Annotated in this window: 13 protein-coding genes and 3 tRNA genes; 8 read left to right on the top strand and 8 right to left on the bottom strand. The window is 70.4% G+C overall.

The window, feature by feature from the left end:
- The first annotated feature begins 11 nt into the window (after window positions 1-11).
- Entirely contained in the window at window positions 12-929 is a 918-nt protein-coding gene (locus ACIRO3_RS16535; protein ID WP_404137069.1) for a phosphoribosylaminoimidazolesuccinocarboxamide synthase, read from the top strand.
- Window positions 930-1,043: 114 nt separating this feature from the next.
- Here the strand turns inward: ACIRO3_RS16535 and ACIRO3_RS16540 are convergent.
- From ACIRO3_RS16540 to ACIRO3_RS16565, 6 genes are all read right to left on the bottom strand, one after another.
- Window positions 1,044-1,116: transfer RNA gene (locus tag ACIRO3_RS16540), tRNA-Gly, on the bottom strand.
- 22 nt (window positions 1,117-1,138) lie between these two features.
- Window positions 1,139-1,768: a response regulator transcription factor gene (locus tag ACIRO3_RS16545; RefSeq protein ID WP_361974037.1), complete on the bottom strand. Its 630-nt coding sequence runs from the start codon at window positions 1,766-1,768 to the stop codon at window positions 1,139-1,141.
- 77 nt (window positions 1,769-1,845) lie between these two features.
- Entirely contained in the window at window positions 1,846-3,078 is a 1,233-nt protein-coding gene (locus ACIRO3_RS16550) for a sensor histidine kinase (RefSeq protein ID WP_404137072.1), read from the bottom strand.
- A 332-nt stretch (window positions 3,079-3,410) separates the two neighbouring features.
- Window positions 3,411-3,483: transfer RNA gene (locus tag ACIRO3_RS16555), tRNA-Gly, on the bottom strand.
- 74 nt (window positions 3,484-3,557) lie between these two features.
- Window positions 3,558-3,629, bottom strand: a tRNA-Gly gene (locus tag ACIRO3_RS16560).
- Window positions 3,630-3,717: 88 nt separating this feature from the next.
- Entirely contained in the window at window positions 3,718-4,035 is a 318-nt protein-coding gene (locus tag ACIRO3_RS16565) for an Lsr2 family protein (protein ID WP_351382784.1), read from the bottom strand.
- Window positions 4,036-4,355: 320 nt separating this feature from the next.
- On the opposite strand from ACIRO3_RS16565, the gene purS reads away from it, so the two are divergent.
- From purS to ACIRO3_RS16590, 5 genes are all read left to right on the top strand, one after another.
- On the top strand, window positions 4,356-4,607 hold the full coding sequence (gene purS, locus ACIRO3_RS16570) for a phosphoribosylformylglycinamidine synthase subunit PurS (RefSeq protein ID WP_008740952.1): 252 nt from the start codon (window positions 4,356-4,358) through the stop codon (window positions 4,605-4,607).
- A gap of 2 nt (window positions 4,608-4,609) precedes the next feature.
- A complete protein-coding gene (purQ, locus tag ACIRO3_RS16575) occupies window positions 4,610-5,290 on the top strand; it encodes a phosphoribosylformylglycinamidine synthase subunit PurQ (RefSeq protein WP_404137077.1) in 681 nt (226 codons plus the stop codon).
- Window positions 5,287-7,536: a phosphoribosylformylglycinamidine synthase subunit PurL gene (gene purL, locus ACIRO3_RS16580; RefSeq protein WP_404137080.1), complete on the top strand. Its 2,250-nt coding sequence runs from the start codon at window positions 5,287-5,289 to the stop codon at window positions 7,534-7,536. The genes purQ and purL overlap by 4 nt, the downstream gene beginning before the upstream one ends.
- A 107-nt stretch (window positions 7,537-7,643) precedes the next feature.
- Entirely contained in the window at window positions 7,644-8,435 is a 792-nt protein-coding gene (locus ACIRO3_RS16585) for a sterol carrier family protein (protein WP_404137083.1), read from the top strand.
- Between the two features lie 83 nt (window positions 8,436-8,518).
- Complete coding sequence (locus ACIRO3_RS16590) at window positions 8,519-9,343, top strand: META domain-containing protein (RefSeq protein ID WP_404137086.1); 825 nt, start codon at window positions 8,519-8,521, stop codon at window positions 9,341-9,343.
- An 82-nt stretch (window positions 9,344-9,425) separates the two neighbouring features.
- On the opposite strand, the gene ACIRO3_RS16595 is transcribed toward ACIRO3_RS16590, so the two are convergent.
- Both ACIRO3_RS16595 and ACIRO3_RS16600 read right to left on the bottom strand, forming a co-directional pair.
- Window positions 9,426-10,916 carry a sulfatase-like hydrolase/transferase gene (locus ACIRO3_RS16595; RefSeq protein ID WP_404137089.1) on the bottom strand — a complete coding sequence of 497 codons (1,491 nt, stop codon included), beginning with the start codon at window positions 10,914-10,916 and terminating at the stop codon, window positions 9,426-9,428.
- A gap of 124 nt (window positions 10,917-11,040) precedes the next feature.
- Window positions 11,041-11,136 carry a putative leader peptide gene (locus ACIRO3_RS16600; protein WP_323178891.1) on the bottom strand — a complete coding sequence of 32 codons (96 nt, stop codon included), beginning with the start codon at window positions 11,134-11,136 and terminating at the stop codon, window positions 11,041-11,043.
- Between the two features lie 160 nt (window positions 11,137-11,296).
- Here ACIRO3_RS16600 and purF point away from each other — a divergent pair, with 160 nt between their 5' ends.
- Window positions 11,297-12,814: an amidophosphoribosyltransferase gene (purF, locus tag ACIRO3_RS16605; RefSeq protein WP_361783780.1), complete on the top strand. Its 1,518-nt coding sequence runs from the start codon at window positions 11,297-11,299 to the stop codon at window positions 12,812-12,814.
- Between the two features lie 136 nt (window positions 12,815-12,950).
- On the top strand, window positions 12,951-14,021 hold the full coding sequence (purM, locus tag ACIRO3_RS16610; RefSeq protein WP_053680253.1) for a phosphoribosylformylglycinamidine cyclo-ligase: 1,071 nt from the start codon (window positions 12,951-12,953) through the stop codon (window positions 14,019-14,021).
- Window positions 14,022-14,078: the final 57 nt, after the last annotated feature.

A 14,078-nucleotide genomic window follows, 5' to 3' on the forward strand; every position in this document is an offset into this window, starting at 1 on the left:
AGGGAGACCCCGTGTCCGGATTCGTCGAAAAGCCCGAGCCGGCTCAGGTGCCGGGCCTCGTCCACCTCCACACCGGCAAGGTCCGCGATCTCTACCGCGACGAGGACGGCAACCTCGTCATGGTCGCCAGTGACCGGCTGTCCGCCTTCGACTGGGTCCTGCCCACCGAGATCCCGGACAAGGGCCGGGTCCTGACCCAGCTCTCCCTGTGGTGGTTCGACCAGCTCAGGGAACTGGTCCCGAACCACGTCATCGGCACCACCCTGCCCGCCGGCGCCCCCGCCGACTGGGCCGGCCGCACGCTGATCTGCCAGAACCTCGACATGGTGCCGATCGAGTGCGTGGCCCGCGGCTACCTCACCGGCTCCGGCCTCGCCGAGTACGAGCGGACCCGCACCGTCTGCGGACTCGGCCTGCCCGAGGGCCTCGTGGACGGCTCCGAGCTGCCCGGCCCCATCTTCACCCCGGCCGCCAAGGCCGAGGTGGGCGAGCACGACGAGAACGTCTCCTACGAGGAGGTCGCGCGCACCGTCGGCACCGAGACCGCCGCGCTGCTGCGCCAGGCCACCCTGGCCGTCTACACCCGCGCCCGGAACATCGCCCGCGACCGGGGCATCATCCTGGCCGACACCAAGTTCGAGTTCGGCTTCGGCGCCGACGGGACCCTGGTCGCCGCCGACGAGGTGCTGACCCCGGACTCCTCGCGGTTCTGGCCGGCCGACCAGTGGAAGCCGGGCCGCGCCCAGCCCTCCTTCGACAAGCAGTACGTCCGCGACTGGCTGACCTCCCCCGCCTCCGGCTGGGACCGCGCCGGTGAACTCCCGCCCCCGGCATTGCCGCAGGAGGTCGTGGAGCAGACCAGCGCCAAGTACATCGAGGCGTACGAGCGGCTCACCGGCCTGACCTGGACCGCGAAAACCGGTCGCTGACCGGTCGCTGACCGGTCCCGTGTCCCCGGCCCGCCGAGCGGGCCGGGGAAGCCGAACGGCCCGTGAACACGAAGAAGCCCCCCGGTCCGAGGATCGGGGGGCTTCTTCGTACAGAGCGGACAACGCGACTCGAACGCGCGACATCCACCTTGGCAAGGTGGTGCTCTACCAACTGAGCTATGTCCGCATGCGCCGTAGCGCGGTACCCACTATACCCAACCCCGCTGCCGTGCGAGACGCACTGCCGTGTGCCGGTTCTCGGCCCCCAGCTTCGTCGCCGCCGAGGACAGGTAGTTGCGCACCGTTCCCTGCGTCAGGCAGGCCCGCTCCGCGATCTCGGCGATCGGCGCCCCGTCCCCCGCGAGTTCCAGCACCTCCGCCTCGCGGGCGGTCAGCGGAGAGTCCCCCGCGCTGATCGCGTCCGCCGCCAACTCGGGGTCCACGTAACGGCCTCCGGCGTGCACGGTCCGGATCAGCTCGGCCAGTCGCTGCGCCGACACCGTCTTCGGCGCGAAGGCCCGCACGCCCGCCGCGAGGGCCCGCTTGAGGTGGCCGGGCCGGCCGTGACTGGTCACGATCATGACCTTGCAGTCGGGGAGTTCGGACCGCAGCGATGTGGCGACACTCACACCGTCCGCCCCCGGCATCTGCAGGTCCAGCACGGCGACGTCCGGACGGTGCGCCCGGGCCATCGCCAGGGCCTCCGGCCCCGAGGCCGCCTCCGCGACGACCAGCAGGTCGTCCTCCAAGGCCAACAGCGCGGCCAGGGCGCCGCGGATCAGGTGTTCGTCATCGGCGAGCAGTACGCGTACGGGGCTCACGCCCGCACCTCCAGTCATGGGCCCGGGGCTCACGCCCGCGCCTCCAGTCGTGGGCCCGGGGCTCACGCCCGCACCTCCAGTCATGGGCCCGGGCCTCACGCCCGCACCGTCGGTCGTTGTTCGGGGACCCGCGCCAGCAGCCGGAACCGGCCCCCCTCCGCCGAGCCCGCCGACAGGGTTCCGTCGACCGCCGCGAGGCGCTCGCGCAGCCCCGCGAGCCCCGATCCGGGCGGACCGGACGGCGCCTCGGGGGCCCCGTCGTTCTCCACCAGCAAGGTCAGCGCGCCCGAGCCGTCCGGGGCCTCGGCCAGCCGGATCAGGCAGCTCTGCGCGTCGCCGTGCCGCAGTACGTTGGTGGTCGCCTCCCGCACCACCCAGCCCAGGGCCGACTGCACCTCGGCGGGCAGCGCCCGGCGGTCCTCGTACTCGACCCGGCAGTCCATCCCGGCCGCGCTGAGCACCCCGCGCGCACCCTCCAGCTCCACCGCCAGGTCCGCCTCGCGGTAGCCGCGCACGACGTCCCGTACCTCGCGCTGCGACTCGCGGGCGATCCGCTGGACCTCGATCATCTGCTCCACCGCCTCGGGCCGGCCGCGCCGGGCCAGTTGCACCGCGAGCTCGCTCTTGAGGGCGACGACCGCCAGGTTGCGCCCCATCACGTCGTGCAGGTCCCGGCCGAACCGCAACCGCTCCTCGGCCACCGCGAGCTGGGCCTGGAGCTCCCGGGCGCGGTCGAGTTCGTACACGATCCGCAGCAGCCACCCCGAGAACCCGCAGGCGAAGCTGAGGAACAGGCCGGTCAGCAGCACCCCGATGGCATACCCGACGCCCTCCTGCGCCGGCAGCCCGACGGCCACCACGGTCAGGCCGGTGGCCGCGGCGTGGGCCGGCGCGACGAACCACATGTGCCGGGCCTTCTCCAGGCACATCACCAGCGAGCCGGTGGCGAAGCAGGTCAGGCCCGTCACCAGCATCGGGGCGACGGCCTCGTCGACGTGCCCGGTCCGGCGCAGGACGAGAACGCTCAGGCACCCGGCGGCCGTCACGACCACCGTCGCCGCCGCCACCCACACCGGACGCTCCCGGCGCCCCACCAGCCAGTCCAACGCCCGGGAGGAGAGGAACCCGACGAGCACGGAGTGCCCGCACATCAGCGCCAACAGGATCAGGTCGACGGAGCCCGGGGCTTTGCGCGGACCGAGGACCAGGCCGCCGACTCCGAAGGTCAGGATCTCGATCGCCACGAAGAGGTGGAACGACCACCGCGTGTAGAGCTCGACCTTCCCCGCACTGCTGCGGTTCTTCCACCACCCCGTCAGCTTCGACACGGTCCCAGCCCCCCGACCTCGTTCACGGCTCCACGCCGACCGGCGGCGCGGTTCCCGGCGCGACCACCGGTGGACAGCAAACACGGTGTCCACGGTCCAGGCCAACGCGACGAGCGCGGCGAGGTCCGGCCGCGCCCCACCGGGAAGGAGACTCCGCCGGCGGCTCGCTGTGTCGCTCACCACACAAGCCTCGCGACCGACCGGCCGCGCCGGCAGTGCGCGCTGTCATGGCGGGAGATGACATATGTCAGCCGGGGCCGGGCAAAGGCGCGGGTATAGGGGTGAACACACGACAAAGGCCCCGATCAATGATCGGGGCCTTTGTCACACTGAGCGGACGACGCGACTCGAACGCGCGACATCCACCTTGGCAAGGTGGTGCTCTACCAACTGAGCTACGTCCGCATGCAACGACGTAAAGCCGTGCGCTGCGAGCATCACTCTACCTGATCCACAACCGTGGTCGGTAAAGCGTGCAGAGCGGGTGACAGGGATTGCACACTGCGCCTCCCCCCTGGAAGGGGGGTGTTCTGCTACTGAACTACACCCGCACGACTTCGGGGTCTTGACCTTGCGGCCTCGCCCCTTGGCGTGATCCACACACTAGCCGATCGGAGGGGGTGGATGGCAAATCCGGGGTCAGTGGGCAGCGTTGTAGGCCTCGTAGACGCGCTTGGGGATGCGTCCGCGCGGCGGCACGTCGTGGTGGTTGGACCGGGCCCAGGCCCGGACGACCGCCGGATCGGGGGCGATCGACGTGTGCTTGTACGCCTTCCCCGATCGCGCCTGGCGGCGGCCGGCGGCCACGAAGGGGGCGAGGCTCTTCCGCAGTTTCTTTGCGTTGGCGACATTGAGGTCGATCTCGTACGACTTACCGTCCAGTGCGAACACGACCGTTTCCGCCGCTTCTCCGCCATCGATGTCATCGGAGATCGTGACTACTACGCGCTGCGCCACGGATATCGGTCCCTTCGTGCGAGGTCACCGCGTGCTGACATGCGGTGATGTCGCCTGTGTGGATGTTTCGGAGCAATGCATCAATCCGTCGGAATCCCGACTGATTCCTTTGTACCGTGATTCGCATTGAATTGCGAAGCCCAGTTAATTCTCTCCGCGTGTCCTGCCGCAATCCCGAGCACGTGGTTTTCCGGTGGATTTTGCGAAGCGTTGGTGAAGCTGAAACCGATCGCGGATCATGCCCAAGGTATATCTACCCGCGTAGAAATTTTCGCCGGGTACGCTGATGGAACCGCCTTCGCACCAACCACCACACGGGAGTGCCAGTGGCACGCGTCGTAGTCGACGTCATGCTCAAGCCGGAGATCCTCGACCCCCAGGGCCAGGCGGTGCAGCGTGCACTGCCGCGGCTGGGCTTCGAGGGAATCGCCGACGTCCGCCAGGGGAAGCGCTTCGAACTGGAGGTGGAGGGACCGGTCGACCAGGCCGCCCTCGACCGCATCCACAAGATGGCCGAAACCTTCCTTGCCAACACCGTCATCGAAGACTTCACCGTGAAGGTCGAGGCCTGAGGGTGACCACTCGCATCGGAGTCGTCACGTTCCCCGGAACGCTCGACGACCGTGACTCGCTGCGCGCCATCCGCCTCGCGGGAGCCGAGCCGGTCTCGCTGTGGCACCGCGACAAGGACCTGCACCAGGTCGACGCGGTCGTCCTCGCGGGCGGCTTCTCCTACGGGGACTACCTGCGCGCCGGGGCCATCTCCCGCTTCTCGCCGGTGATGGAGACCATCATCGAGCAGGCCAGGGCCGGCATGCCGGTCCTCGGCATCTGCAACGGCTTCCAGGTCCTCACCGAGGCCCATCTGCTGCCGGGGGCGATGCTCCGCAACACCGACCTGCACTTCATCTGCCGCGAGCAGAAGCTGCGGGTGGAGAACGCGGAGACCGCGTGGACCGGCGACTACAGCGCCGGCCAGGAGATCTCCGTACCGCTCAAGAACATGGACGGCCGCTACACGGCCGACGAGCGCGTGCTGGACGAACTGGAGGCCGAAGGCCGAGTGGCCTTCCGGTACCTGGACGGGAACCCGAACGGTTCGCTGCGCGACATCGCCGGCATCACCAACGCCGCGGGCAACGTCGTCGGTCTCATGCCGCACCCCGAGCACGCGGTGGAACCGCTGATCGGGACGGGCCGCACCGACGGCCTCCCGTTCTTCACCTCGGTCCTGAAGAAGCTGGTCAGCGCATGAGCCTCGACACCGTCAAGAACGCCACCGACACCCCGGACGCCTCCCAGCCGTGGAAGGAACTCGGCCTCAAGGAGGACGAGTACGCCCGCATCCGGGAGATCCTCGGCCGCCGCCCCACGGGCGCCGAGCTCGCCATGTACTCGGTCATGTGGTCCGAGCACTGCTCGTACAAGAGCAGCAAGGTCCACCTGAAGCAGTTCGGCGAGAAGGTCCCGCAGAACGACGCCATGCTCGTCGGCATCGGCGAGAACGCCGGCGTCGTCGACGTGGGCCAGGGTTACGCGGTCACCTTCAAGGTCGAGTCGCACAACCACCCCTCCTACATCGAGCCCTACCAGGGCGCGGCCACCGGCATCGGCGGCATCGTCCGCGACATCCTCGCGATGGGCGCCCGTCCGATCGCGGTCGTCGACCCGCTGCGCTTCGGTGCGGCCGACCACCCCGACACCCGGCGCGTCCTGCCGGGCGTCGTCGCGGGCATCGGCGGCTACGGCAACTGCCTGGGTCTGCCGAACATCGGCGGCGAGGTCGTCTTCGACGCCTGCTACCAGGGCAACCCGCTGGTCAACGCCGGTTGCATCGGTGTGATGAAGCACGAGGACATCCACCTGGCCAAGGCCTCCGGCCCCGGCAACAAGGTCATCCTCTACGGCGCCCGCACCGGCGGCGACGGCATCGGCGGCGTGTCCGTGCTGGCCTCGGAGACCTTCGACGACTCGAAGCCGACCAAGCGCCCCGCCGTCCAGGTCGGCGACCCCTTCCAGGAGAAGCTCCTCATCGAGTGCACCCTGGAGATCTTCAAGGAGAAGCTGGTCGCGGGCATCCAGGACCTCGGCGGCGCCGGGCTCTCCTGCGCCACCTCCGAGCTGGCCTCCGCGGGCTCCGGCGGCATGCGCGTCGAGCTCGACACCGTGCCGCTGCGCGACGCGACGCTCTCGCCCGAGGAAATCCTCATGAGCGAGTCGCAGGAACGCATGTGCGCGATCGTCGAGCCGCAGTACGTGGACCGCTTCATGGAGATCTGCGAGAAGTGGGACGTCATCGCCACCGTCATCGGTGAGGTGACCGACGGCGAGCGCCTGGAGATCTTCTGGCACGGTGAGCAGATCGTGGACGTGCCCCCGGGCACCGTCGCCCACGAGGGCCCGGTCTACAACCGGCCGTACGCCCGCCCCGCGTGGCAGGACGCCCTCCAGGCCGACGACGCGGGCAAGCTGCCCCGTCCGCAGACCTCCGAGGAGCTCCGCGCGCAGGTCCTGGCGCTGGTCTCCTCCCCGAACCAGGCCTCCAAGTCCTGGATCACCGACCAGTACGACCGCTTCGTCCAGGGCAACACGGTGCTCTCGCAGCCCGAGGACGCCGGCATGGTCCGCATCGACGAGGACACCAACCTCGGCGTCGCGATGGCCACCGACGGCAACGGCCGCTTCGCGAAGCTCGACCCGTACACGGGCGCGCAGCTCGCGCTGGCCGAGGCGTACCGCAACGTCGCCGCGACCGGCGCCAAGCCGCTCGCCATCTCCGACTGCCTCAACTTCGGTTCGCCGGAGGACCCGGGCGTCATGTGGCAGTTCGCCGAGGCCACCCGCGGTCTCGCGGACGGCTGCCTGGAGCTGGGCACCCCGGTGACCGGCGGCAACGTCTCGCTGTACAACCAGACCGGCGACACCGCGATCCACCCGACCCCGGTCGTGGCGGTCCTCGGTGTGATCGACGACGTCAACCGCCGTACGCCGATGGCGTTCGCGGAGGCCGGTCAGCTGCTGTACCTGCTTGGCGACACCGCCGAGGAGTTCGGCGGCTCGGCCTGGTCCGAGGTCGTCCACCAGCACCTCGGCGGCCTGCCGCCGAAGGTGGACCTGGGCCGCGAGAAGCTGCTCGGCGAGATCCTGATCTCGGCCTCGCGCGACGGCATGATCGACGCCGCGCACGACCTGTCCGACGGCGGCGTGATCCAGGCGCTCACCGAGTCCTGCCTGCGCGGCGGCAACGGTGCGCGGATCGTGGTGCCCGAGGGCCTGGACGCCTTCACCTTCCTGTTCTCCGAGTCCGCGGGCCGCGCCGTCGTGGCCGTTCCGCGCAGCGAGGAGCTCCGCTTCACCGACATGTGCGGTGCGCGGGGCCTGCCCGCCGCCCGCATCGGCGTGGTGGACGGCGAGGAGATCGAGATCCAGGGCGAGTTCACGATCGCGCTCGCGGAACTGCGGACCGCCCACGAGGCGACGATCCCGGCGCTGCTCGCCTGATCCCGCCCGTGCCGTCGTCGAGCCCCCGCCCGGAATTCCTCCGGGCGGGGGCTCGGTCGTTCGGCCAGGTCGAGGTCCGGGCTGATCGCGCCGGATAGGGTCGCCCCATGCCCACCGCCCGGAAGAAGCCGCGTACCTACGACTCCGCCAGGATCCGCGCGGCCGTCACCGCGCAGTTCGACCACATCGCCGCGGCGGTGGCGACGCTCACCCCCGAGCAGCTGGCCCGCCCCACGCACCTCGGCGACTGGACGGTGCGGGACCTCGCCGCGCACATCGCCTGGATCGTCCGGTCGATTCCCGAGGCGGTGGCGCTGCCCGAACCGGCCAAGGCCGAGCTGACCGTCCGGGACTGGCCCTTCGCCACGTCCCGGATCGCCGCGCGGATCGACGAACTGGCCCGGGAGACCGCCGCCGGCGAGGAACTCGGTCCGCTGTACGAGGAGTCGGCGACCCGGCTCGCCGAACTGCTCCGCGTCGTCCCGGACGGCCGGCTGCTCGGACTGCGGGTCGGGGCGATGGCCTTCGGACCGTTCATGGTCACCCGCACGGTCGAGCTGGTCGTCCACACCGACGACCTCAACCGGGCCGCCGACCTGGACGTCCCGATCGACCGGCAGGCGCTGGCCGCCTGCACCCGGCTGCTCGCCGACGCCCTCGCGGACAGGGCACCCGGGGGCTCGGTGGAGCTGCGGATCCCGCCCTTCGCCGTGGTCCAGTGCCTGGAGGGCCCCCGGCACACCCGGGGCACCCCGCCCAACGTGGTGGAGAGCGACCCGCTGACCTGGATCCGGCTCGCGACGGGCCGTACGACCTGGGACGAGGCGTTGCACGGAGCGCGGCTCAGCGCGAGCGGGGAGCGGGCCGATCTGGGCGCGCTGCTGCCGTTGATGGGCTGAGGGAAACCCTCCCCGCAGGGCCGGACGTCGGGCCGAGGACGAACGGAGGGGAACCGTCCGGGCACCTCGCCCGTCCCAGGTGCATGCGTCAGCAACGGCACGTCCTCGCCGCCCTCACGCTCGCCGTCACCGTCACCACCGCGGTGACCGCCTGCGCGGACCAGACGACCCCCGCCGGCCCGGATCCATCCCCGGGCTTGCCGGGCACGAGTTGGTCCGTGGAAAGCGTGACCGTGGACGGGAAGACCCTGACCGCACCCGCAGCGGCCCGACTGGCCATCGGCGCCGAGGCCCCGTACGAGGCCACGGGCAACTACGGCTGCAACGGCCTGTCGGCCAAGGTGGAGATCAAGGGCTCGACCATGAACGTCCAACCGGGTTCCAGGACCGCGATGGCCTGCCCGGACATCGCGTTCGAGACGGCTTTCGCCAAGCTCTTCCGGGGCGCGCTCACGATCGAGACCCGGCCGGAACACCTCACCCTGAAGACCACCGACGGCAACACCATCTCCCTGACCACGAAGCCCCGGACCCCGGACGCGCCGCTCACCGCCACCGACTGGAACACGGACTCCCTGATCCAGGGCGCGACGGTGTCCTCGCTGCCCGCCGAGGCGGCGGGCAAGGCCCGGTTCACGATCGCCGCCGACGGCGCCGCGAGCGGCAACCTCGGCTGCAACCGGTTCTCCGCCCGGGCCGTCGTCGAGGGGCCCCGGATCACCTTCGGGCCCCTGACCTCGACCCGGATGGCCTGCACGGGCCCGGCCGGTGACGTCGAGCGGGCCCTGACCGCGCTGTTCGCCAGTGGCCCCCTCGAACACCGCGTCCAGGGCGACACCCTGACGCTGACCGCCACCGACGGCAGCGGCAAGGGCCTTGGAGCCAAGGCGGCCTCCGCGGTCGAATGACCCCGCCCGCGCCCGGCCGGTGTCCACAGCCTGTGGACACCGGCCGGGCCCGAGCCCGGGGCGGGTTCCGCGCGCCGGCCGATCAGGCCGGGTACGGGAGCAGCGTCGCGTCCGTCTTCTCCCAGGCCGCCCGCAGTTCGGCCAGCCTGGCAGGTTCCACGGCCGCCTTGTCGGCCTGCTCGCGGACGTCCCCGGCCAGGTTGAACAGCTGGTCCTTGCCGGCCTTGCCCCGGTAGTACTTCCAGTCCCCGCGGCGCAGCGCCCGCTCGCCCCGCACCCGCCAGAACAGGTTCCGCTCCGCGACCCTCTCGCCCCGCACCAGGTACCCGGCCAGGCTCACCCCGTCGAGCGGGTACGCGCGGTTCGGTCGGGCCCCGGCCAGTTCCAGCAGGGTCGCCGTCCAGTCCGGGCTGAACACCGGGACGTGGCTGACCTGCCCGCCGTCCAGGCGCGCGGGCCAGCGCACGATGTTCGGCACCCGGATCCCGCCCTCCTGGAGCGAGGCCTTGTTGCCGGAGAGCGGCCAGTTGTACGAGAAGCGCTCGCCCCCGTTGTCGCTGGAGAAGACGACCAGGGTGTCCTCCTCCTGGCCGGAGCGCTTCAGGGCCTTCAGCACCTCGCCGATCGAGCGGTCGAGGTCCTCGACCATCTCCTTGTACTTCTCCACGGACCCGCCGTCCTGGTGCCACAGGGCCCGACCGTCGCCCGCCTTGATCCGGCGGACGATCTCGGCACTCTCCTTCGTGTCCCCGTCCGCGATCCAAGGCCAGTGCGGGGTGGTGAAGTTGAGGTTCAGCAGCCACGGCTTGCCGTGGTGGTCGCGGGAGACGTACTCGCTCGCCCGCTCGGTGATGATCCGCGTGTAGTAGCGCAGGTCCTTGTACTCGGCGTCGCCCTCGTAGAGGTCGTACTCCCCGCCCAGGCCCAGCTTGGAGTAGTACTCCAGGGCCCCTCCGAAGTTGCCGAAGAACTCGTCCCAGCCGGACCTGGTGGGGCTGTAGTCCGGCAGGTACCCGGCGTGCCACTTGCCGATCAACGCGGTCGCGTAGCCGGACTCCTTGAGCAGTGAGGCCAGCGTCGGATGGGTGGGCTCCAGCCCCGCGGACTTGTCGGCGATCGGCTCGGCCAGCCCGCCCTTGGTACGGCCCGGGTAGCGCCCGGTGTACAGGCTGAAGCGGGTCGGTGAGCAGGTCGCGGAGCCGGAGTACGCGTCGGTGAACCGGACTCCCTGACGGGCGAGCCGGTCCAGGTTCGGGGTTTTGATGTGCGGTGACCCGTACGAGGACAGGTCCGCCCAGCCGAGGTCGTCGCCGAGGATGAACAGGATGTTCGGCCGCCGGGAGTGACGCCCCCGGGCGGCCTTGAACTCCCGCTCCTCGGGGCCGGCGTGCCGGGCGTCGGCGGACACGGAGGCGGTCCCGGACGCGGGTGCGGCGGCAGCCGGCGAGGCGGCCCCCAGCCCGACGGCCGCGGCGGCGGCGCTCACGCCCACGGCCCCACCGAAGGCGCGTCGGGACAGGGGGGATTCAGACGAGGTCACAGATGCTCCAAGGCATGGCCCGCCGGCCGACATCGCGGCGGCGCGGGACGGCGCACGGCACGGCGAGACGGCTGGAGCGAGCGGAAAGGCACTGCGGGGGAAATCGGCGACAAGCGCCGGGAAAGTCAGAAAAGGCGCGCCGGAGCGCGGGGCGGAACTACGCCCGGCAACAACAGATGGCGCTCGCGACACGGACCAGGTCCACGTGCCGGCGCTCGACGAGGGTGACGGTGCGGTCACCGAGAGGCTGCATGAGCCGGAAGCTTGTACGAATCGACGACCCACTGTCAACCAGGGCATTCCGGATATCGAGACAGTCACCCTCCGCACGGGTTACCCGACTGTCCGCACTGTGACTTTTACGGGCCGTCCCCAATTCGGACCAGTGGTCGATCTCGCCTACACTCGGGAGCGTGCCTCGTGGTGATGGACGACTCAACCACGACCTGCTCCCCGGCGAAAAGGGCCCCCAGGACGCTTGCGGCGTCTTCGGTGTCTGGGCTCCGGGTGAAGAGGTCGCCAAGCTCACCTACTTCGGACTGTATGCGCTGCAGCACCGCGGACAAGAGTCCGCGGGAATCGCTGTGAGCAACGGTTCCCAGATCCTCGTCTTCAAGGACATGGGCCTCGTTTCCCAGGTCTTCGACGAAACCTCTCTCGGCTCGCTCCAAGGTCATATCGCGGTCGGTCACGCCCGCTACTCGACCACCGGAGCCTCCGTCTGGGAGAACGCGCAGCCCACTTTCCGCGCGACCGCCCACGGCTCCATTGCCCTGGGTCACAACGGCAACCTGGTGAACACCGCCGAGCTCGCCGAGATGGTCGCCGACCTCCCCCGTCAGGACGGCCGCGCCACCCAGGTGGCGGCCACCAATGACACCGACCTGGTCACCGCCCTGCTGGCCGGCCAGGTCGACGACGAGGGCAAGCCCCTGACCATCGAGGAGTCGGCCACCAAGGTCCTCCCTCAGGTCAAGGGCGCGTTCTCGCTCGTGTTCATGGACGAGGGAACCCTCTACACCGCCCGTGACCCGCAGGGCATCCGCCCGCTGGTCCTCGGCCGCCTGGAGCGCGGCTGGGTGGTCGCCAGTGAGACCGCCGCCCTCGACATCTGCGGCGCCAGCTTCGTCCGCGAGGTCGAGCCGGGCGAGCTCATCGCGATCGACGAGAACGGCCTGCGCAGCTCCCGATTCGCAGAAGCGAAGCCGAAGGGCTGTGTGTTCGAGTACGTCTACCTGGCGCGCCCGGACACCGACATCGCCGGCCGGAACGTCTACCTCTCGCGTGTCGAGATGGGACGGCGCCTCGCCAAGGAAGCCCCGGTCGACGCCGACCTGGTGATAGCGACGCCGGAGTCCGGCACGCCCGCCGCCGTCGGCTACGCCGAGGCCAGCGGGATCCCGTACGGCGTCGGACTGGTCAAGAACGCCTACGTGGGCCGGACCTTCATCCAGCCCTCGCAGACGATCCGCCAGCTCGGCATCCGCCTCAAGCTCAACCCGCTCAAGGAAGTCATCCGGGGCAAGCGCCTGGTGGTCGTGGACGACTCGATCGTCCGCGGGAACACCCAGCGCGCCCTGGTCAAGATGCTCCGCGAGGCCGGCGCGGCGGAGGTCCACATCCGGATCTCCTCGCCGCCGGTGAAGTGGCCGTGCTTCTTCGGCATCGACTTCGCCACCCGGGCCGAGCTCATCGCGAACGGCATGACGGTCGACGAGATCGCCACGTCGATGGGCGCCGACTCGCTCTCGTACATCTCGCTCGACGCGATGGTGGAGGCGACCACCATCCAGAAGCCGAACCTCTGCCGTGCCTGCTTCGACGGCGAGTACCCGATGGAACTGCCCGACCCGCAGCTCCTCGGCAAGCAGCTCCTGGAGACCGAACTCGCCGGCGGCACCGACGCCGCCGACGCGCTCCGGCGCCCGTAGCCCTCCTCCGACCCGACCGCACCAGGTCGGGTCGGACCGGCTCGGCCCCAGCTCGACCTGCGCCCGGCCCTGTCTTTCAAGCTTCTCCCAGGGCTGTGCACCACCCGCAGTAACGACACGAAAGCTCTCTCCTGTCATGACAGAGAAGACCACCGGTGCCAGCTACGCAGCAGCAGGTGTCGACATCGAAGCGGGCGACCGCGCCGTCGAACTCATGAAGGAGTGGGTGAAGAAGACGCAGCGCCCCGAGGTCCTCGGTGGCCTCGGCGGTTTCGCCGGCCTCTTCGACGCCTCCGCCCTCAAGCGGTACGAGCGCCCCCTGCTCGCCTCCGCCACCGACGGCGTCGGCACCAAGGTGGACATCGCCCGCCGCCTCGGCGTGTACGACACCATCGGCCACGACCTGGTCGCGATGGTCATGGACGACATCGTCGTCTGTGGCGCCGAGCCGCTCTTCATGACGGACTACATCTGCGTCGGCAAGGTCCACCCCGAGCGTGTCGCGGCCATCGTGAAGGGCATCGCGGAGGGTTGCGTCCTCGCCGGCTGCGCCCTCGTGGGCGGCGAGACCGCCGAGCACCCGGGCCTGCTGGGCCCCGACGACTTCGACGTGGCCGGCGCCGGCACCGGAGTGGTCGAGTACGACCGCCTGCTGGGCGCGGATCGCATCCGTACGGGGGACGCCGTCATCGCGATGGCCTCCTCCGGTCTTCACTCGAACGGGTACTCGCTGGTCCGGCACGTCCTCCTGGACCGCGCCGGGATGCCCCTGGAAGGTCACGTCGAGGAGCTCGGCCGGACCCTCGGCGAGGAGCTGCTGGAGCCGACCAAGATCTACTCGCTGGACTGTCTCGCCCTCACCCGCACGGCCGAGGTCCACGCGTACTCGCACATCACGGGCGGCGGCCTCGCCGCGAACCTGGCCCGGGTGATCCCGGACCACCTGCACGCCACGGTCGACCGCGCGACCTGGGCCCCCGGTGCGATCTTCGACCTGGTCGGCAAGGCCGGCCAGGTGGAGCGCCTGGAGCTGGAGAAGACGCTCAACATGGGCGTCGGCATGATGGCCGTCGTCCCGCAGGAATCGGTGGACGTGGCCCTGACCGCGCTGGCCGACCGCGGCGTGGACGCCTGGGTCGCCGGCGAGATCCTGGACCGGGGCGACCACACCGAAGGCGCGACCCTGACCGGTTCCTACGCGAGCTGAGCAGCACTGAAACCCGGTCCGGGGCGATGCCCTGGACCGGGTTCAGTATTTTCGAGA

This window comes from Streptomyces sp. NPDC102278 (genome assembly GCF_044766345.1).
Taxonomy (GTDB): domain Bacteria; phylum Actinomycetota; class Actinomycetes; order Streptomycetales; family Streptomycetaceae; genus Streptomyces.

What these genes read in the sequence shown, in the direction of transcription:
- purM (WP_053680253.1), top strand. Translation starts at nt 12,951, where the DNA reads ATGACAGAGAAGACCACCGGTGCCAGCTACGCAGCAGCAGGTGTCGAC.
- purL (WP_404137080.1), top strand. Translation starts at nt 5,287, where the DNA reads ATGAGCCTCGACACCGTCAAGAACGCCACCGACACCCCGGACGCCTCC.
- ACIRO3_RS16545 (WP_361974037.1), bottom strand. Translation starts at nt 1,768, where the DNA reads ATGACTGGAGGTGCGGGCGTGAGCCCCGTACGCGTACTGCTCGCCGAT.
- ACIRO3_RS16595 (WP_404137089.1), bottom strand. Translation starts at nt 10,916, where the DNA reads ATGTCGGCCGGCGGGCCATGCCTTGGAGCATCTGTGACCTCGTCTGAA.
- ACIRO3_RS16590 (WP_404137086.1), top strand. Translation starts at nt 8,519, where the DNA reads ATGCGTCAGCAACGGCACGTCCTCGCCGCCCTCACGCTCGCCGTCACC.
- ACIRO3_RS16600 (WP_323178891.1), bottom strand. Translation starts at nt 11,136, where the DNA reads ATGCAGCCTCTCGGTGACCGCACCGTCACCCTCGTCGAGCGCCGGCAC.
- ACIRO3_RS16585 (WP_404137083.1), top strand. Translation starts at nt 7,644, where the DNA reads ATGCCCACCGCCCGGAAGAAGCCGCGTACCTACGACTCCGCCAGGATC.